Source organism: Shewanella ulleungensis (genome assembly GCF_014648315.1).
Lineage (GTDB): Bacteria > Pseudomonadota > Gammaproteobacteria > Enterobacterales > Shewanellaceae > Shewanella > Shewanella ulleungensis.
The window spans coordinates 662,022-679,674 of the sequence record NZ_BMQW01000002.1; the positions used below are offsets into that span (position 1 = coordinate 662,022).

At 43.0% G+C, this 17,653-nt stretch carries 19 protein-coding genes; 15 read left to right on the plus strand and 4 right to left on the minus strand.

Translation table 11 applies throughout. From position 1 onward, the window contains the following. Positions 1-62 precede the first annotated feature (62 nt). Positions 63-635, plus strand: a complete 573-nt coding sequence (locus IEY40_RS06675) for a chalcone isomerase family protein (protein ID WP_188954503.1) — start codon at positions 63-65, stop codon at positions 633-635. Between the two features lie 397 nt (positions 636-1,032). On the opposite strand, the gene IEY40_RS06680 is transcribed toward IEY40_RS06675, so the two are convergent. From IEY40_RS06680 to flgA, 3 genes are all read right to left on the minus strand, one after another. Continuing rightward, entirely contained in the window at positions 1,033-1,458 is a 426-nt protein-coding gene (locus IEY40_RS06680; protein WP_188954505.1) for a flagella synthesis protein FlgN, read from the minus strand. Positions 1,459-1,553: 95 nt separating this feature from the next. Continuing rightward, positions 1,554-1,883 carry a flagellar biosynthesis anti-sigma factor FlgM gene (flgM, locus tag IEY40_RS06685; protein ID WP_188954506.1) on the minus strand — a complete coding sequence of 110 codons (330 nt, stop codon included), beginning with the start codon at positions 1,881-1,883 and terminating at the stop codon, positions 1,554-1,556. A 73-nt stretch (positions 1,884-1,956) separates the two neighbouring features. Further along, positions 1,957-2,664 (minus strand): flagellar basal body P-ring formation chaperone FlgA, encoded by a 708-nt coding sequence (flgA, locus tag IEY40_RS06690; RefSeq protein WP_188954508.1) that lies wholly within the window; start codon positions 2,662-2,664, stop codon positions 1,957-1,959. Positions 2,665-3,123: 459 nt separating this feature from the next. Between flgA and IEY40_RS06695 the strand changes: the two genes are divergently transcribed. The 14 genes from IEY40_RS06695 (at position 3,124) to IEY40_RS06760 (ending at position 17,390) form a co-directional block, all read left to right on the plus strand. Beyond that, entirely contained in the window at positions 3,124-4,044 is a 921-nt protein-coding gene (locus tag IEY40_RS06695) for a chemotaxis protein CheV (RefSeq protein ID WP_188954510.1), read from the plus strand. 64 nt (positions 4,045-4,108) lie between these two features. Further along, on the plus strand, positions 4,109-4,942 hold the full coding sequence (locus IEY40_RS06700; RefSeq protein WP_188954511.1) for a CheR family methyltransferase: 834 nt from the start codon (positions 4,109-4,111) through the stop codon (positions 4,940-4,942). Positions 4,943-5,078: 136 nt separating this feature from the next. Further along, positions 5,079-5,477 carry a flagellar basal body rod protein FlgB gene (flgB, locus tag IEY40_RS06705; protein ID WP_188954512.1) on the plus strand — a complete coding sequence of 133 codons (399 nt, stop codon included), beginning with the start codon at positions 5,079-5,081 and terminating at the stop codon, positions 5,475-5,477. A 2-nt stretch (positions 5,478-5,479) separates the two neighbouring features. Further along, positions 5,480-5,896: a flagellar basal body rod protein FlgC gene (flgC, locus tag IEY40_RS06710; RefSeq protein WP_188954516.1), complete on the plus strand. Its 417-nt coding sequence runs from the start codon at positions 5,480-5,482 to the stop codon at positions 5,894-5,896. A gap of 23 nt (positions 5,897-5,919) precedes the next feature. Next, positions 5,920-6,702: a flagellar hook assembly protein FlgD gene (gene flgD, locus IEY40_RS06715; RefSeq protein ID WP_188954518.1), complete on the plus strand. Its 783-nt coding sequence runs from the start codon at positions 5,920-5,922 to the stop codon at positions 6,700-6,702. Positions 6,703-6,762: 60 nt separating this feature from the next. Further along, the gene (flgE, locus tag IEY40_RS06720; protein WP_188954520.1) at positions 6,763-8,136 is read left to right on the plus strand and encodes a flagellar hook protein FlgE; all 1,374 of its coding nucleotides are present in this window, start codon (positions 6,763-6,765) and stop codon (positions 8,134-8,136) included. 251 nt (positions 8,137-8,387) lie between these two features. Then, entirely contained in the window at positions 8,388-9,131 is a 744-nt protein-coding gene (gene flgF / locus IEY40_RS06725; RefSeq protein WP_188954522.1) for a flagellar basal-body rod protein FlgF, read from the plus strand. Positions 9,132-9,142: 11 nt separating this feature from the next. Further along, positions 9,143-9,931 (plus strand): flagellar basal-body rod protein FlgG, encoded by a 789-nt coding sequence (gene flgG / locus IEY40_RS06730; protein ID WP_160054578.1) that lies wholly within the window; start codon positions 9,143-9,145, stop codon positions 9,929-9,931. Positions 9,932-9,940: 9 nt separating this feature from the next. Further along, positions 9,941-10,615: a flagellar basal body L-ring protein FlgH gene (gene flgH, locus IEY40_RS06735; protein WP_188954525.1), complete on the plus strand. Its 675-nt coding sequence runs from the start codon at positions 9,941-9,943 to the stop codon at positions 10,613-10,615. Between the two features lie 10 nt (positions 10,616-10,625). Continuing rightward, the gene (locus IEY40_RS06740; RefSeq protein ID WP_160054581.1) at positions 10,626-11,723 is read left to right on the plus strand and encodes a flagellar basal body P-ring protein FlgI; all 1,098 of its coding nucleotides are present in this window, start codon (positions 10,626-10,628) and stop codon (positions 11,721-11,723) included. 17 nt (positions 11,724-11,740) lie between these two features. After that, entirely contained in the window at positions 11,741-12,877 is a 1,137-nt protein-coding gene (gene flgJ / locus IEY40_RS06745; RefSeq protein ID WP_188954527.1) for a flagellar assembly peptidoglycan hydrolase FlgJ, read from the plus strand. Beyond that, positions 12,877-14,796 carry a flagellar hook-associated protein FlgK gene (flgK, locus tag IEY40_RS06750; RefSeq protein WP_188954529.1) on the plus strand — a complete coding sequence of 640 codons (1,920 nt, stop codon included), beginning with the start codon at positions 12,877-12,879 and terminating at the stop codon, positions 14,794-14,796. The genes flgJ and flgK overlap by 1 nt, the downstream gene beginning before the upstream one ends. A 10-nt stretch (positions 14,797-14,806) precedes the next feature. After that, positions 14,807-16,012, plus strand: coding sequence for a flagellar hook-associated protein FlgL (flgL, locus tag IEY40_RS06755; RefSeq protein WP_188954530.1), 1,206 nt, complete (start codon positions 14,807-14,809; stop codon positions 16,010-16,012). A gap of 208 nt (positions 16,013-16,220) precedes the next feature. Next, positions 16,221-17,390, plus strand: a complete 1,170-nt coding sequence (locus IEY40_RS06760) for a flagellin (protein WP_188954533.1) — start codon at positions 16,221-16,223, stop codon at positions 17,388-17,390. Positions 17,391-17,459: 69 nt separating this feature from the next. Here the strand turns inward: IEY40_RS06760 and IEY40_RS20175 are convergent. Further along, on the minus strand, positions 17,460-17,653 hold a 194-nt coding region (locus IEY40_RS20175), incomplete at its 5' end, for a hypothetical protein (protein ID WP_229777024.1).

Below are 17,653 nucleotides of genomic sequence, written 5' to 3' on the forward strand. Positions count from 1 at the left end.
CAAGATTTATTAAAACGGATGGTTAACACTTTATGAATAACAAATTATATAAAAGAGATAACATGAATTTTTATGCATTAATCGGTTTGGCTTTTTCGGTGTCATTGCTAACCCTCGCACCAACAGCAGCTCAGGCCAAAATCGTTGCTGATGTTAATGTTGCCGATCAAGTGATGTTTGCTGAGCAAACCCTAGTGCTTAATGGTGCTGGTGTGCGCAGTAAGTTTTTTATGGACTTATATGTTGGCAGCTTATATTTGCCCGTTAAAGCAAGCCAATTAGATAGCGTGCTCGAGCAACCGATTGCGGTTATTCAATTAACCATTACCTCTGGGATGATCACCTCAGATAAAATGCGCAGTGCAATTGAAGAAGGGTTTGACGCGGCAACCGATAACAACATTGGTTCGATAAAATCTGATATTCAAGATTTTACCCAATTGTTTGCCGATGAAATTGTCGAAGGTGATCAATTTACTTTTGTGACTCAAAAAGGCAAGGGTGTGACCAGTATTAAAAATGGTCAGGTTCAAGGTAACATTGCGGGTGAGGCATTTCGTCAGGCTTTGTTGAAGATTTGGTTGGGCGATCGTCCTGCACAAGACAATTTAAAGCAGGATATGTTAGCGCAGTAAATCAACTGCTAGGTTCTATGGCGCTAGGTTCTAGGGCGGACTACGTCCTACTAGGTTCTAGGGCGACTAAGTTCTGCTAGGTTCTAGGGCGACTAAGTTCTGCTAGGTTCTAGGACTACTAAGTTCTGCTAGGTTCTAGGGCGGGCTAAGTTCTGCTAGGTTCTAGGGCGACTAAGTTCTGCTAGTTTCTAGGGCGACTAAGTTCTGCTAGTTTCTAGGGCGACTAAGTTCTGCTAGTTTCTAGGGCGACTAAGTCCTGCTAGGTTCTATGGCGGGCTAAGTTCTGCTAGGTTCTAGGACAGATTATGTCCTGCGCGACTGGGTTTATAAGTTTCTAGCCGCAAAGCGTCCTAGCAGCGCTCTAGGCTGTTTTTAGTACCATGACCTCTAGGCTTTATTAAGCTGTAAAATCATTACCTAAACTAGAAATTGTCGAGGTTTTACCTTTGTCATTATAGGTAAGGCTTGTGGCATTACGGCTTACCTGTAGCGCCTGAGCTAAACGATTGATTGTGGCTATGTTGTGTTCTATCAAGCTAGAGTTTTGCGTGTTGATGTGTTTGCAATCAGCAAGAATAGCTTTGGCGGATTCAACTTTTTGAGCTAGCTCTGGGATTGAGGCCAGTTTTTCGGCCTCAGGGTGCGCGGCTAGCTTTTCATCTGTTGCTTTGAGTAAGCTCATTCGTTGCATTTTATCTTTAGCGAGTGCTAACAGTTTGTCGGCATCTTGCTTGAGTAAGGCATCTTTTTCTTCAATGATGAGCTGTTTAAGCAGAGTGAGAGTTTGATGCTGAGCATCAAGTAGCACAGTTAAGTCTGTCATATATTACTCTTTGGTTTACGTAATCAACACTTCCCTATGATGCAAAAATGCACCGATAAAGAAGGTTAAAATACAATAAAGAGTAACGGACTAGGCTACTCTTTATCGAACGATAGGCCACTCAGTTCAGCTTCAAAACTAGCGATATTAGCCGCTAATTTTTCTGGGTCGACTTTATAACGACCTTCTGAGATAGCTTGTTTTATTTCGGCGACCTTTTTTTGATCTACTTCAGGTAATGCAGCCATTTTGGCTTGAGCACTTTGCAGCTGTTGTGCTTGTGAAGTAATGCTGACCGAATCATTTTTAACCGGTGCGGCAGACTTTTGTGGCGCAGCAGTGTCTGTTTGTGAAGTAGACTGCGTATCACGTGCTGTTCGCATCTGTGTATTTGTCGCAGTATTGTGCTTAATATCAATTGCCATGTGAGGCTCCAGCGTAATGTATCAGGTTTTCCATACAGGCTATCGGCGCTCTAGGAAAAAACTTTAGTGTATTTTACATTCTTACTTCAACTTCGCCAACGGCAATTACTACAGCTTCTAATTGTTTGTTACTTTGATTGTTTTTTACTCTAATCGCTTCCCCAATATTACCATCACGCATGGCTTCACCTAAGGTCTTTATTTGTATGTTGGCAGTTTTGGCGTAAATAGACACCATATCGCCTTTGCACACAAAGCATAGGTTGTTCCCTATGATGGGGGAGTCTTTCGCCACTCTACGTTTTACTCGTGAGCCGAGTAAAGAGTGGGGCTCTGAAAAAAACTGGCCTTTTAAGCTGTATTGATCAACATACATTATCGCCAAATGATGAGTGTCGATAATTTGATCGGGTGACAACAATTCTGTTGCTACTACCACTGGGTATTGAATATCAACTCGCACAGAAAGATACATTTGCCAAGGGTAGTCATAGTCTGGCGTGCTACAGCCTATTTTTACGGTATTGTTTCGACTGATTTCTCGATCGCTTGCTAGCTCAACGGATATAGGAGGATAACAGCGCGGAGGCGTTAGCCTTCCTTCCAAATTTTGCGGGATAATTTCGACCTTAGCATTTGACTCTACATCAATTTTTTTTTCAACGGCCTCTTTAGCTAATTGATAAATGGTCGATAATGAAGGAGCAACCGCTGCTTCACTGGCCAATGCCGGTAAAGAAAGCGAGAGCGAACACAAAAAACATAAAAAAAATACTTTCATAATGAAGATACTAGCTTGTTTTGCCAGAATGCACCTATACTTTAAAAAACGATAAATACGCGAGTTGTGCGGACGTATTGAATAAACTGTAAATCGATTGGTATGACGGCTAATCATGTTCATTATCCTCCGTCAAAAAAATACCACATCGTCTAGTTTGTTTTACTAAGCAAGTTGTATGCCTATTTGTTGTGATAAGTATTCGTTGAGTCGCTGACTATACAATGTTTAACTTGTGTTCGTTGCCAGAAAAATGTGTTATTAACAATGTATTAATTATTGCAACTGCAACTTAGTCGCGCAATTATTGCTAACTGGGTTTTACTTTCGATAATTTGAATTTATTCGTAATAATTATATTTTTAAGCAAGAGCTGGGTTTATAAGAAAAAGTGAGTTTTTACGATACTTTTAAGAATTTTTTATCCTTTTGGGTGACAGTTAACTACAAGGCCGCGCTATGTCGAGCATTTTAGATTCAGTAAATAAACGTACCCAACTTGTTGGGCAAAACAGATTAGAGTTGCTGCTATTTAGGCTTAATGGTCGTCAACGCTTCGGCATTAACGTGTTTAAAGTTAAAGAAGTGCTGCAATGCCCTCCATTAACGACTTTACCTAAATTGAATCCATTTGTTAAAGGTGTCGCGCATATTCGTGGTGCCACTATTTCTGTCATTGATTTAAGTGCTGCAACCGGTGGTCGTCCACTTACGTCAACTGAAAATTGCTTCATTATCATTTCTGAGTACAACCGCAGCGTGCAAGGCTTCTTAGTGAGTTCTGTTGAACGTATTATCAACATGAACTGGGCTTCAATTATGCCTCCACCACAAGGCGCTGGGCGTTATTCATATTTAACGGCTGTAACAGAAATCGAAGGCGAGTTAGTTGAGATTTTAGACGTAGAGAAAATTCTTGATGAGATTTCTCCTGTCAAAACAGCTATTAGTAAAGAAGTTAATGAAACGCTAACCATTGACAGAGAACAGCATTACCACATTATGGTGATAGATGACTCAGCCGTGGCACGTAAGCAGATTATTCGCTCACTTGAGTCGTTAAATTTACAGATTGATACCGCCAAAGATGGCCGAGAAGCATTAAATAAACTTAAAGCTATCGCTGCAGAAATGGACGATGTATCGCAGGAAATCCCATTAATTATTTCAGATATCGAAATGCCTGAAATGGATGGTTATACCTTAACGGCAGAAATACGTGACGACCCAAAACTGAAAAAAATCAAAGTGGTATTACACACTTCTCTCAGTGGCGTATTTAACCAAGCAATGGTTCAAAAAGTGGGTGCAAATGACTTTATTGCTAAGTTCAATCCGGATGAATTAGCGGCAGCGGTAAATAAACACTTGAGCTTATAACTGTCTATAATGACAGCGTGTAAATTATTAAGCGCTACAAGCTTACTTATTTTAGGATGTTAATGTGACAGATAAATCACTTGCTGAAGCAGAGTACAATCAATTTAGGCTGTTTTTAGAACAGCATAGCGGTATTGTGTTAGGCGAGAATAAACAATATTTAGTACGTAGCCGTTTAGCACCTTTGATGGGTAAGCATAACTTACCCTCTTTGTCTGAGGTCGTTAAAAAGTCGATGAAGCCGACCGAGCGTCAGCTACGTGCTGAAGTTATCGATGCAATGACGACCAATGAAACCTTGTGGTTTCGCGATCGTTATCCTTTCGAGTTACTGCACAATACCTTATTGCCTGAGTACAGTAAGCTAGGCCGGCCATTAAAGATCTGGTCGGCTGCTTGTTCATCTGGTCAAGAACCTTATTCTTTAGCCATGACAGTACTTGAATATCAGCAACGTAAGCCAGGCGCACTTCCTGGTGGCGCATCTATTCAGGCTACGGATTTATCTCCTTCAATGCTTGAACGTTGTAAAAATGCTGAATACGATAGTTTAGCGTTAGCGCGTGGTTTGTCTGATGAGCGAAAGCGTCAGTTTTTTGATACTTTATCGTCTGGCAATATGAAACTTAAAGATAATGTGAAGCGTCTGGTTAACTTTAGAGCGCATAACCTCCTTGAAAGTTATAGTTTATTAGGCAAATACGACATTATCTTTTGTCGTAATGTGCTGATTTACTTTGCACCAGAGGCAAAGGCTAAAATTTTGCGGCAATTTGCTGCCGCACTTAACCCTAAAGGGATTTTATTTTTAGGTGCGTCAGAATCTATTGCCGGTTTAACCGAAGAATTTAATATGGTTCGTTGCAATCCTGGTATTTACTATCAAAAGAAAACCTAATTAAATAAATGATTTACTAGATTTATCATGCCGACATTCGTCGGCATGTTCATTTAAAATACTTATTCATCCTTTGTTGTAATTGTTGGCATAACCTTTGCTTTAATCCTATCAGTTAGCTGATGGAGGCAATTTTATGGCGATTAATTTCGATAATGCATTAGGTGTTCACCAATACTCGTTGGGTGTGCGTGCTCAAAGAGCAGAAGTGATTTCAAGTAATATCGCCAATGCCAATACCCCTCACTACAAAGCGAAAGATGTTGATTTTGCATCAGCGATGAAAGCAGCAAGCTCTCATCAAAATGGCTTAAGCATGAGTCAAACCACTGAAAAGCACTTTGATTTAACGTCATTAACGCAACAACACGTGCAATATCGTGTGCCGAATCAGCCTGATACTGGCGATGGCAACACAGTTGACACGCAAAAAGAACAATCTGCATTTATGCAAAATGCGCTCGAATATCAAATGTCACTGGGTTTTCTTGAAAGCAAATTTAGTGGCATGCGTAAAGCATTGCGAGGTGATTAATCATGAGTTTATTCAATATTTTTAATGTTTCTGGTTCTGGAATGTCTGCGCAATCTGTCAGGCTCAATACTACGGCCAGTAACATCGCCAATGCTGATTCCGTGTCGAGCAGTGTCGATAAAACCTATCGTGCACGTCATCCCGTTTTTGAAGCTGAAATGGCCAAAGCCAGCAATCAGCAAAATCAGTCTCCAGGTGTCTCTGTAAAAGGGATTGTTGAAAGTGATAAGCCGCTTATTAAAGAGTACTCGCCAGATCATCCGCTTTCTGATGGCGACGGATTTATTTACAAACCAAACGTTAATGTAATGGAAGAAATGGCTGACATGATTTCAGCTTCACGTTCTTACCAAATGAATGTTCAGGTAGCTGATGCCACAAAATCAATGCTGCAGCAAACACTCAGAATGGGTAAATAGTATGATTTTTCAAGGAGGCAGCTATGAGCCTAATTAATTCTTACAGTCAGTCTTTACCACAGACCTCTAGCAGTGTGTCAAATACTAGTGCAGTCACTAAAAGTTCAGTACAGAGCACTACTACGACAACAACGGGTAATTCGTTTCTTGATTCAATTCGTTTGCCTGAAGAGAGTACGGTTCCTGAAGCAAATGATCAGCTGTTAAAGCAAGAGGACTTCTTTGCTTTACTCAGTCAGCAATTATCAATGCAAGACCCTTTTGAGCCAGTAGACAATGATCAAATGATTGCTCAGATGGCATCATTTTCTACGGTTGATGGTATTTCAAATCTTAACGATGAAATTTTAAACCTCAATACCGTAATGAGTTCAAGCCAGGCATTGCAAGCATCGGGTCTTGTTGGACGCAAGGTGTTGATCCCATCAGACACTGGAGTTATTTCAGCTGATAGCCCTGGTATAAACGGTGTGATCAGTACGCCATCGGCTATCGATACTATTACTGTGAGTGTACAAGACTCATCAGGACAGTTAATCAAAACCTTTAGTGTTGATGGCAGTGAAGGCGGCAATGTTGATGTGTCTTGGGATGGACTGGATAAAAATGGCGAGCCAGTAAAAGAGGGATTGTACTCTATTAAGGCTAGCGGAAAAGTCGATGGTGAAGCCCAAGACTTAGCGGTATCTACTTATGCCCATGTTAGCAGTGTGTCGTTAGGCACCACTGCAACAGGAGCTATTTTGAATTTGCGCGGTGTCGGCGGTATTAAGTTATCTGACGTACTTGCCGTATCTGAAACTTAACATTATCTACAGTTTGCTAAATAAACTTGTTGATTATGAATTAAACCTTTGAGGTGAATTATGTCATTTAACATTGCATTGAGTGGTATCTCTGCCGCGCAAAAAGACTTGAACACAACGGCAAACAACATTGCCAACGTTAATACTGTCGGCTTTAAAGAGTCGCGCGCTGAATTTGCTGATGTGTACGCAAACTCAATTTTTTCTAACAGTAAAACTGCAGTGGGCGGTGGTGTAACCACTACCCAAGTTGCTCAACAATTTCACCAAGGCAGCTTAGCCTTTACCAGTAACTCATTGGATATGGCAATCAGTGGCGGCGGATTTTTTGTCACATCTTCTGGTGTTGGCACACAAGATTTGTCTTACACTCGTGCCGGTGCATTTAAAGTCGACTCAGACAACTACATGGTCGATGCCGCAGGTAACTTTTTACAAGGTTTCCCTGTAGATGACGAAGGTAATTCAACCTCGGTTAGCTTAACAACTACTCAGCCTATTCAAATTCCTGATACTGCTGGTAGCCCTGTTAAAACCAGCCTTGTTGAAATGCAAATGAATTTAAACGTGGGTGACGAAGCTCTCGACCCTGCTAGTTTTGACCCTGATAATTCTGACACCTACAATAATTCAACCTCGGTGACTATTTATGATTCACTAGGTGAGTCACATATTATGACCACGTATTTTGTAAAACCTACTGGGGGTTCATATACAGGTGAAAGTAACTGGGTGGCATTTTATGCTGTTGACGGAGAACCCGTTGATGTCACCACTGCTGGAACTTATAGTACTGATACTACTGGTGATGGTGCTTCCGATAGTACCGCAACTGCAAGTGCAACAAACCCAGTAGATGGTACTGCCTGGAATGGTGCTGTGATTAAGTTTAACTCTGTTGGTGCTTACGTTGGCAGTGACCCTACTACAATTACCACAGAAGCACTGGGTACGACTGGTGCGGGGGTTTTAGATCCAGGTGCCGATGGTACTCAAGCCCTTGAAGTTAGATTTGATAATCCTACTCAATATGCTTCGCCATTTGAGGTCACATCATTAAGTCAAGACGGTATTACTGTTGGCCGTTTAACCAATGTGGGTATTGGCTCTGATGGATTAATTACTGCCAGCTACAGTAACGGTTCAACCGTGCCATTAGCCCGCGTAGCGTTAGTGCGCTTTGCTAACGAGCAAGGCTTAACTCAGGTGGGTAACACTTCATGGAAAGCCAGTTTAGATTCAGGTGAAGCGTTAGCGGGTGAAGCTAACAGTGGTACTTTTGGTAGTATCCAGTCATCTGCACTTGAGCAATCAAACGTAGATTTGACCACAGAATTGGTTGATTTGATTTCAGCTCAGCGTAACTTCCAGGCCAACTCTCGTACCCTAGAAGTGAACAACACATTGAACCAAACCGTGTTGCAAATCCGTTAATTATTCATTACTCAGCGTAATCGATAAACAAGGTGTTGCCGTTGTCGGCAACACCTTGCCATTTTAGTTTTTCTCCATCTGTTTTACCGCCTAACTGTTGTTTTTTTGACTATCGGCATCTCCAACTCCTTATTTTTACTCCTTTACATTCATAGTGTTGAATATAACTCCCTAGCAATAAAGTTCATTGGCACGATGCTTGCTTTAACTCTACATATATTATTTTTGTAGAAAGTTTGACGGAGCAGCAAATGGACAAATTTCTTTATGTTGCCATGAGTGGCGCTAAGCAAGGCATGAATGCCTTAGCGGTCAGTGCCAACAACCTTGCCAACGCCAATACTGACGGTTTCAAGGCTGATATGACTCAAGCTCGCTCTATGCAGGCGTTTGGTGAAGGTCTACCCAGTCGCGTGTTTTCAATGATTGAAAGCCCAGGCAGTAACTTTGCAAGCGGCCCGATTGTGACTACTGGTCGTAATCTTGATGTTGCCGTTAAAGGTGATGGATGGTTAGCGGTACAGGCAGCTGATGGCTCAGAAGCCTATACCCGAGCCGGTAGCTTAAAATTTGACAGTACAGGTTTACTCGTTAACAGCAGCAACCGTCCGGTAATGGGCGATGCAGGGCCAATCGTATTGCCACTGCCAATTGAACACGTCGAAATTGCAGCCAACGGTATTATCTCAGTGAGGCCACAGGGCGCAACTGCAGAAGTGATTGAAGAAGTCGCCCGTATCAAACTGGTTAATCCAGGTAACGATCAAATGATGCGCGGCGAAGACGGTTTATTTCGTCTTATGGCCGGCGGTAACGCGCCAACGGATCCCAATGTTGCAGTAGAAAGCGGCGCGGTTGAAGGCAGTAACGTCAACCCAGTACATGAAATGGTCGCAATGATAGAAATCCAGCGTCAATACGAGATGCAAGTCAAAATGATGAAGAACGCCGAAGAAATTGATCGCGCGTCGACTTCCTTGATGAGAATTAGTTAGGAGTAATTATTATGATTCCAGCGTTATGGATAAGTAAAACAGGTGTTGATGCCCAGCAAACAAACATCGCGGTCATTTCTAACAACGTGGCTAACGCCAGTACGGTTGGATTCAAAAAAAGTCGCGCTGTGTTTGAAGATTTACTGTATCAAACCGTTAATCAAGCCGGTGGCGTCAGTGCCGACAATACCAAGTTACCTAATGGTTTAAACATTGGTGCGGGTACTAAAGTGGTTGCCACCCAAAAAATGTTTACTCAGGGCAGCATGTTAACCACCGACAACTCATTAGATTTAATGATTGAAGGCTCAGGCTTCTTTGAAGTGCAAATGCCAGACGGCACCGCAGCTTACACCCGTAACGGTCAATTTAGCTTGGATGATACTGGCCAAATTGTTACTCCAGGTTCAGGTTATGTGGTGCAACCCGCCATTACTATTCCAGATGATGCCACCAGTATAACCGTATCAGCAGAAGGTGAAGTGTCGGTGCAAATACCAGGTACTGCAGAAAGCCAGGTTATCGGCCAGCTAACCATGACAGACTTTATTAACCCGTCAGGGTTAGACCCATTAGGGCAAAACCTTTACACCGAAACCGGTGCCAGCGGTACACCAATTCAAGGCACTGCATCGCAAGATGGTTTAGGTGCTATTCGTCAGGGCGCGTTAGAAACCTCTAACGTCAACGTGACAGAAGAATTAGTTAACTTAATTCAAGGTCAGCGCATTTACGAAATGAACTCAAAAGTAATTTCAGCGGTTGACCAAATGCTGTCTTACGTTAATCAGAATCTCTAAGGAGCTATCATGATTAAGTACATAACGTTAGCGTCTGTAATTTTATTGGTAGGCTGCAGCTCTACACCTAAAAAGCCGATTGCCGATGACCCATTTTATGCGCCGGTATACCCAGACACGCCACCGACGCAGGTAGCCGCAACGGGATCTATTTTTCTTGATACTCAAGCCTCGAGCTTGTTCTCCGACATTCGTGCTCATCGAGTCGGCGACATCATTACCGTTACGTTAAAAGAGTCTACTCAAGCTAAAAAGAGCGCCAATAATGACATATCTAAAGGCAGTGACTTAAATGTCGAACCTGTTTATGCCGGTGGTAAAAATGTGTCAATTAACGGCATTCCACTTGATCTTGGCTACTCCGATAGCATGAGTACAACCCGTGAAGCAGATGCTGACCAATCTAACAGTTTAGATGGCAGTATTTCGGCTAACGTGATGCAAGTGCTTAGTAACGGCAACTTAGTTATTCGCGGCGAAAAATGGATATCAATTAATAACGGTGATGAATTTATTCGCGTTACCGGCATTGTTCGTAGCCAAGACATCAACCCAGACAACACCATCGATTCAACCCGTGTTGCCAATGCTCGTATTCAATACAGCGGCACAGGCACATTTGCCGACTCACAAAAAGTGGGTTGGTTGAATTCGTTTTTCATGAGCGACTGGTGGCCTTTTTAAGGAGTAATACATGAAAATCAAATTGTTGGTGTCGCTAATGACCTCGCTGTTAATCCTAACAGCACCAGTTCATGCAGAGCGCATAAAAGATATTGCCAATATTCAAGGCGTAAGAAGTAACCAGTTAATTGGTTATGGTTTAGTTGTCGGTTTACCCGGTACTGGTGAAAAAACCCGATATACCGAGCAAACCTTTCGTACCATGCTTAAAAACTTTGGCATTAACTTACCCGACTCAGTAAGACCTAATTCAAAAAACGTCGCGGTAGTAGCTGTACATGCCGACATGCCAGCATTTATCAAGCCGGGTCAAAACCTTGACGTTACCGTGTCGAGTTTAGGCGAAGCTAAAAGTTTACGTGGCGGTACCTTAATTCAAACCTTCTTAAAAGGGGTTGATGGCAACGTTTATGCCATTGCACAAGGCAGCCTTGTAGTGAGCGGATTCAGTGCCGAAGGCTTAGATGGCTCGCAAGTGATTCAAAATACCCCAACGGTTGGGCGTATTCCAAGCGGTGCGATTGTAGAGCGCAGTGTGGCTAGCCCATTTGCAAGTGGCGACTACCTCACATTTAATTTACGTCGCTCAGACTTTTCTACCGCAAAGCGTATGGCTGATGCCATTAATGATTTACTTGGTCCAGAAATGGCCCGTGCCATCGATGCAACCTCTATTCAGGTGAGTGCACCGCGTGATGCATCGCAACGGGTGTCGTTTCTTTCAACCCTTGAAAACATTGAAGTTGAGCCAGCAGACGAGTCAGCCAAAGTGATTGTTAACTCACGTACCGGCACCATTGTGGTTGGCCAGCACGTTAAGTTGTTGCCTGCTGCAGTGACTCATGGCGGCTTAACGGTCACCATTGCAGAAGCTACTCAAGTGTCACAGCCTAACGCATTGGCCGGTGGCGATACCGTGGTCACCACCAACAGCACTATCGATGTGTCAGAAAAAGATCGTCGTATGTTTATGTTTAATCCAGGCACCAGTCTTGATGAGCTTGTAAGAGCCGTCAATCTAGTGGGTGCAGCACCATCCGATGTACTTGCCATACTCGAAGCGTTAAAAATGGCAGGGGCTTTGCATGGTGAACTTATCATCATCTAAAAATTGTCGGTATGACTATGGAAAAGTTGTCAAATTCATCGAACTTTCTGGATCTAGGAGGACTAGATTCACTTCGTGTCCAGGCCCAGAAAGACGAGAAGGGGGCACTTAAAGAAGCGGCAAAGCAATTTGAAGGTATTTTTGTTCAAATGCTCATGAAAAGCATGCGCGATGCGAATGCCGCTTTTAAGTCAGACAATCCGATGAACAGTGAAACAACAGAGTTTTTTGAGCAAATGCTTGACCAACAAATGTCGGTCGACCTGTCAAACAAAGGCATGTTAGGCCTTGCAGAGTTAATGGTGCAGCAACTTGATCCAAACAACAGCCCTGTTACCCCAGCGTCAGTATTGCGTGGCGACAGTGATAGTAAAGTTAATCCAACGATGTTTGTGCCGCAACCAAGCGAACTTGACCAAGACACTTTAGACACCATAGCGCCAACAGAGCAAGTCGCAACATCGCACCATGCCATTAATCACAGCGAAATGGCTTCTGTGATGCCACAACAATTAGCCAGCGTATTACGTGGCGAGCAGTTAGCAAGCCAGTCTTTTTCTGGGCAGCAAGCTGCTACACCCGTGAGTGCGGCGATAAGCGCAGGCAATAACTTGCCGCAAGAGACCAATAAATTAAAACCCAAAGGCGTGGCAGTGAGCGAATTTACTAGCCCACAACATTTTATTTCAGTGTTGTATCCGCATGCTGAAAAAGCGGCTAAAACCTTGGGTACGTCAGCTGAAGTGTTAATTGCTCAGTCGGCACTTGAAACCGGTTGGGGTCAAAAAGTGGTTCGCCGTAACGACGGCACCATGAGTCATAACTTATTTAACATTAAAGCCGACAAACGTTGGCAGGGCGAAAAAACCTCGGTTAACACCCTGGAGTTTGAAAAAGGCATCCCTGTGCAACAAAAAGCAGACTTTAGAATGTACGACGACCTTGAACAAAGCTTTAGCGACTTTGTGTCATTTATTGGTCAAGGCGATCGTTACGAAGATGCGCGCAAAGTGGCTAGCGAGCCAACACAATTTATTCGCGCATTACAAAAGGCGGGCTATGCCACCGACCCACAATATGCCAACAAGGTGATTAACGTGATGAAGTCGGTAAAAGAAGGCCTTAAATCTGTATTACCCCTGGAGACTAAATAATGGCGATTGATCTACTTAGCATCGCACGCACCGGCGTTATGGCATCTCAGTCTCAACTTGGGGTAACCGGTAATAACATCGCCAATGCCAATACCGAAGGCTACAACCGTCAAACGGCAACACAGGCGACGTTACAATCACAACGCCTTGGCGACAGCTTTTATGGTACAGGTACTTATGTGTCTGACGTAAAACGTGTTTATAACGAGTTTGCGGCGCGTGAATTGCGCATCGGCCAAACCAGCATGAGCGCGGCAGAAACCACATACTCAAAATTAAGTGAACTTGACGAGCTTTACGCGCAAGTTGGCAGCATGGTGCCTAATAGCATCAATGACTTTTTTGCCAGCATTAATAGTGTGGCTGATTTACCCACTGATTTAGGTATTCGCAGCAACAGTTTAAGTTCGGCCGAGCAAATGGCCATTAACATCAATCAAATGCAGTCGCAGCTAGATAATCAGGTTAAACAAACCAACAGCCAAATTGAGTCTGTAACCACTCGCGTTAATGAAATTAGCAAAGAGCTGGCTAACATCAATTTAGAGCTAATGAAATCTCAAGGCGACAACAACGAGATTTTAGACAAACAAGACGCATTGATTTTAGAACTCAGCGAATACGCACAAGTGAACGTGATCCCGCTAGATACTGGCGCCAAATCGATTATGTTAGGCGGTTCGGTGATGTTGGTGTCTGGGGAAGTGGCAATGAGCATGGGCGTTGGCGCTGGCGATCCATTCCCTAACGAACCCACACTCACAGCATCTATTTCTAATAAAACGCTTAATGTCGACCCGAGTAAATTAGGCGGTCAATTAGGGGCGTTATTCGCGTATCGCGACGACACCTTAATCCCTGCAAGTAACGAATTAGGCCAGCTTGCATTAGGTGTTGCCGATACCTTTAATGAAATGCAATCAAGTGGTTTTGATTTAAATGGCGAAGTGGGCAGTGATATTTTTCGCGATATTAACAGCTCGTTAATGTCATCAGGCCGTGCTGGCAGTTATTCAACTAACACCAGTTCTGCGGCGTTATCAGTCAATATTGACGATGTGGGCGCTTTATCGGGCAGCAGTTATGAGTTGAGCTTTACCACCGCAGGCGGTTATGCATTAAAAGATAACCAAACCGGTGAAGTATCAACACTGACGCTATCGGGCACCGAACTTACCAGTAGTGCAGGTTTCACCATTAATGTCGCTAATGGCCCAATTGCCGATGGTGATAAGTTTGAAATCAGGCCAACAGCAGGTGCAGCTTCGGGGTTAAAAGTGGTAATGACCGACCCTAAAGGCATTACCGCAGCAGGGCCAACTTTAACCGCCGCCACAGCAAATTCTGGTAATACGTCAATTAGCTTAAACAGCATGGACTCAAGTGTGGCTGGTTTCCCTGGCTCAGCAACGGGTTCATCAATTACGTTTACCATTAATACGGTTGCCAATACTTATCAAGCATTTGACAGTGCAGGCGCTTCATTAGGCACAGGCACAATTACCAACAACAACATCAATGCCTTTGGTATTGATTTTGACATTAGCACCAGTGGCACCGCAACCGCCGACAGTTTTACCTTCGACCTAGCCTTTGCCGAAGGTAATAACAGCAACGCAGTTGAAATGGCATCCTTGTCGGACGTCAAATTAATGAACAACGGCACTGGCACCTTAACCAGCGTATTTGAAAACACCAAATTAGATATTGGTAGCCAAACCAAAGCCGCAGAAGTGCGAGTTGATTCAGCAACGGCCATTTATCAGCAAGCTTACGACAGGGTACAAAGTGAGTCAGGCGTTAACCTTGACGAAGAAGCCGCCAATTTATTGCGCTTTCAACAATCTTACCAGGCCGCTGCGCGCATTATGTCTACCGCGCAAACGATTTTTGACACCTTATTAAGCTCGGTTCGCTAGGAGATAAGCCATGAGAATTTCTACCGGACAAATGTTTCAGCAAAGTACCAACAGTATTTTAGAAAAGCAGTCTGCCACTAATAGCATCATGGGGCAGATTTCGAGCGGCAAAAGAGTTGAAACCGCAGGCGATGACCCTGTAGCGGCCATTGCGATTGATAATCTTAAACAAAGGAACACCCTGGTCGATCAATTTGTTAAAAATATTGATTACGCCACCAATCATGTCCAACAAACCGAAAGTCAGTTAGGCCAGGCCGACGATTTAGCTGCCAGCATGAAAGAATCCATGTTACGCGCCGCCAACGGCAGCATGACTTCCGCCGAGCGGCAAACCATTGCCGATGACATGCGTCAAAGTCTTGAACAATTAATGTCCATCGCTAACACCAAAGACGAGTCGGGCAATTATATTTTTGGCGGCACTAAAACTAACGATATTCCATTTGCTTTCGATAATAACGGTCAAGTAGTTTATAGCGGCGACTCAGGTATCCGTAAAAGTAATATCGCCACCGGCGTACAGGTAAACACCAATACTCCAGGTGATGCCGCCTTTATGAACGCGCCCAATGCCATGGGCGACTATGGCGTCAATTATTCGTCGTTACAGCAAGGCGACTTTGTGGTGACCAGTGCCAAAATCACTGATGATGCAGCGCATCTGCCTGATACGTATAGTTTTAATTTTGTAGATGACGGTATAGGTGGGCTTAATGTAGAAGTGTATGACGGTGCGGCAAACCTTGTCACAACGGTAACACCTTTTGACGCTTCTGTGCCGGTTACCGTTAACGGCATTACGGTTAACATCGATGGCGAACCTCAAGCTGGCGACACTTTTAGCATTAATGAAGTGGCAGAAGTCAGTATTTTCGATACGTTCAGCAAGGCTATCGCCTTATTTGAAAGCGGTGAAGATACACAAACTCCCGCAGGTCAGTCAGAGTTGGCACAACTATTGAATAACTTAGACAGTGGTGTCAATCAAATGAGTCAGCAACGGAGCTTAACCGGCAACAGCTTAAAAGTGTTGCAACAGTACAGCGACAATCACACTGACGAAAAGATTATTAACACCTCGGCATTATCAAAGTTAGAAGACCTAGATTTTGCCTCAGCGATTACCGAGTTTGAAAAACAGCAGTTAGCGCTTAATGCGGTATCGAGTTTGTTTACTAAAGTCGGCACGCTCAGTTTGTTTGATTATATATAAGCTTGAACAGCAGTTATAAAATAGTAGTGATAAATACATGTAATGAAATGCAGAGTGTTTGGACACAGATGTGAATAATCAATATCTGTAAAAGACATTCGAAAATAGCCTTTTATAAAAGGCTTTACAACAGATTAAACAGTTTAATGATTAACCGTTTAGCCAAGCTCCGAGTCTTGGCGTTCAACTAAGAAGAGGAATTTTACATATGGCTATTTCAGTTAATACCAACGTCACATCAATGAAAGCACAAAATAACCTTAATGGTGCTAACAGCAAGTTATCTACCTCTATGGAGCGTTTATCTTCAGGGTTACGCATTAATAGTGCCAAAGACGATGCCGCCGGCTTACAAATTTCAAATCGTATGTCTAGCCAAATCAATGGTACAGGTGTGGCAATTCGTAATGCCAATGATGGTATCTCTATTGCGCAAACTGCTGAAGGTGCGATGCAAGAGTCGACCAATATTTTACAACGTATGCGTGACTTATCATTACAATCTGCTAACGGCTCTAACTCGTCATCAGACCGCGAAGCGCTTCAAAAAGAATTATCAGCATTGCAAACAGAATTAACTCGAATAGCTGATACGACATCTTTCGGTGGCCAAAAGTTATTAAACGGTAATTACGGGACGCAATCTTTTCAAGTGGGTTCAAATGCCAATGAAACTATTTCTGTTACCATTGGTGATGTATCTGCAGATGTACTGGGTAAAGAAGGTCAAACAGTAGCAGGTTCATATACTGCAGCAAATGTAACTACAGCAATCACTGCCGGTAGTAATTTCGATTTTACCTATACTCCATCTGGTACCGGTGCTGCTGCTGAGGCATTAACCGTTAACATGGGAGATGTAGATGATGCAGCCTCTATGGTTGATGCAATCAATAATGCACTAAATGGTGCCTCTGAACCAACAGGAGTCTTTGCGGTTTTAGATGCTGCAGGGACTGGATTTACTTTTGAAGGCATCGCTAACAATGGTGCGACTTTAACTTCAGCAGGAACTTCAACAACAGCATTCGCTTTAGGTGGCGACGATAGTGCCAATGCTACATCAACGGTAGACCAAATAGATATTACAACCGCTAAAGGTTCTCAAAACGCAGTTACTATTATTGACGCTGCATTGGCTGATATTGATGCGCAGCGAGCTGATTTAGGTGCGGTGCAAAACCGTATGAGTTTTACCATTAATAATTTAAGTAATATTGAATCAAACGTTACAGATGCCCGTAGTCGTATTCAAGATGTTGACTTTGCCTCTGAAACAGCAGAATTAACTAAGCAGCAGATTTTATCGCAAACATCGTCTGCTATGTTGGCTCAGGCTAACCAAATTCCACAAACGGCATTGTCACTATTAGGTTAATTAATCTAATTGACTTAGTAATGTTATAAATAAGTGCTACTACAAACAGGTCGTCTGGCCTGTTTTTTGTTATTTATCAATATCTTTTAGCAAAAAGTCACAAGTCAAAAATTTTCCTAAAGTTTTTATCTTCGTAGCCGTTACAGTGTATGTAGAAAATAAACTTTGCCTGATATAACTGACAGGCACTATTTGAGTTAGGTAGAGGGCATAAATTATGGCTATTTCAGTAAATACCAACGTTACATCCATGAAAGCACAAA

Excerpts from the sequence above, each read along its gene's own strand:
- IEY40_RS06675 (WP_188954503.1), top strand. The coding sequence starts at position 63 with ATGAATTTTTATGCATTAATCGGTTTGGCTTTTTCGGTGTCATTGCTA.
- IEY40_RS06760 (WP_188954533.1), top strand. The coding sequence starts at position 16,221 with ATGGCTATTTCAGTTAATACCAACGTCACATCAATGAAAGCACAAAAT.
- flgA (WP_188954508.1), bottom strand. The coding sequence starts at position 2,664 with ATGAAAGTATTTTTTTTATGTTTTTTGTGTTCGCTCTCGCTTTCTTTA.
- flgJ (WP_188954527.1), top strand. The coding sequence starts at position 11,741 with ATGGAAAAGTTGTCAAATTCATCGAACTTTCTGGATCTAGGAGGACTA.
- IEY40_RS06695 (WP_188954510.1), top strand. The coding sequence starts at position 3,124 with ATGTCGAGCATTTTAGATTCAGTAAATAAACGTACCCAACTTGTTGGG.
- flgH (WP_188954525.1), top strand. The coding sequence starts at position 9,941 with ATGATTAAGTACATAACGTTAGCGTCTGTAATTTTATTGGTAGGCTGC.
- flgK (WP_188954529.1), top strand. The coding sequence starts at position 12,877 with ATGGCGATTGATCTACTTAGCATCGCACGCACCGGCGTTATGGCATCT.
- flgF (WP_188954522.1), top strand. The coding sequence starts at position 8,388 with ATGGACAAATTTCTTTATGTTGCCATGAGTGGCGCTAAGCAAGGCATG.
- flgM (WP_188954506.1), bottom strand. The coding sequence starts at position 1,883 with ATGGCAATTGATATTAAGCACAATACTGCGACAAATACACAGATGCGA.
- IEY40_RS06680 (WP_188954505.1), bottom strand. The coding sequence starts at position 1,458 with ATGACAGACTTAACTGTGCTACTTGATGCTCAGCATCAAACTCTCACT.
- flgG (WP_160054578.1), top strand. The coding sequence starts at position 9,143 with ATGATTCCAGCGTTATGGATAAGTAAAACAGGTGTTGATGCCCAGCAA.
- flgL (WP_188954530.1), top strand. The coding sequence starts at position 14,807 with ATGAGAATTTCTACCGGACAAATGTTTCAGCAAAGTACCAACAGTATT.
- flgC (WP_188954516.1), top strand. The coding sequence starts at position 5,480 with ATGAGTTTATTCAATATTTTTAATGTTTCTGGTTCTGGAATGTCTGCG.
- flgB (WP_188954512.1), top strand. The coding sequence starts at position 5,079 with ATGGCGATTAATTTCGATAATGCATTAGGTGTTCACCAATACTCGTTG.
- IEY40_RS06740 (WP_160054581.1), top strand. The coding sequence starts at position 10,626 with ATGAAAATCAAATTGTTGGTGTCGCTAATGACCTCGCTGTTAATCCTA.
- flgD (WP_188954518.1), top strand. The coding sequence starts at position 5,920 with ATGAGCCTAATTAATTCTTACAGTCAGTCTTTACCACAGACCTCTAGC.
- flgE (WP_188954520.1), top strand. The coding sequence starts at position 6,763 with ATGTCATTTAACATTGCATTGAGTGGTATCTCTGCCGCGCAAAAAGAC.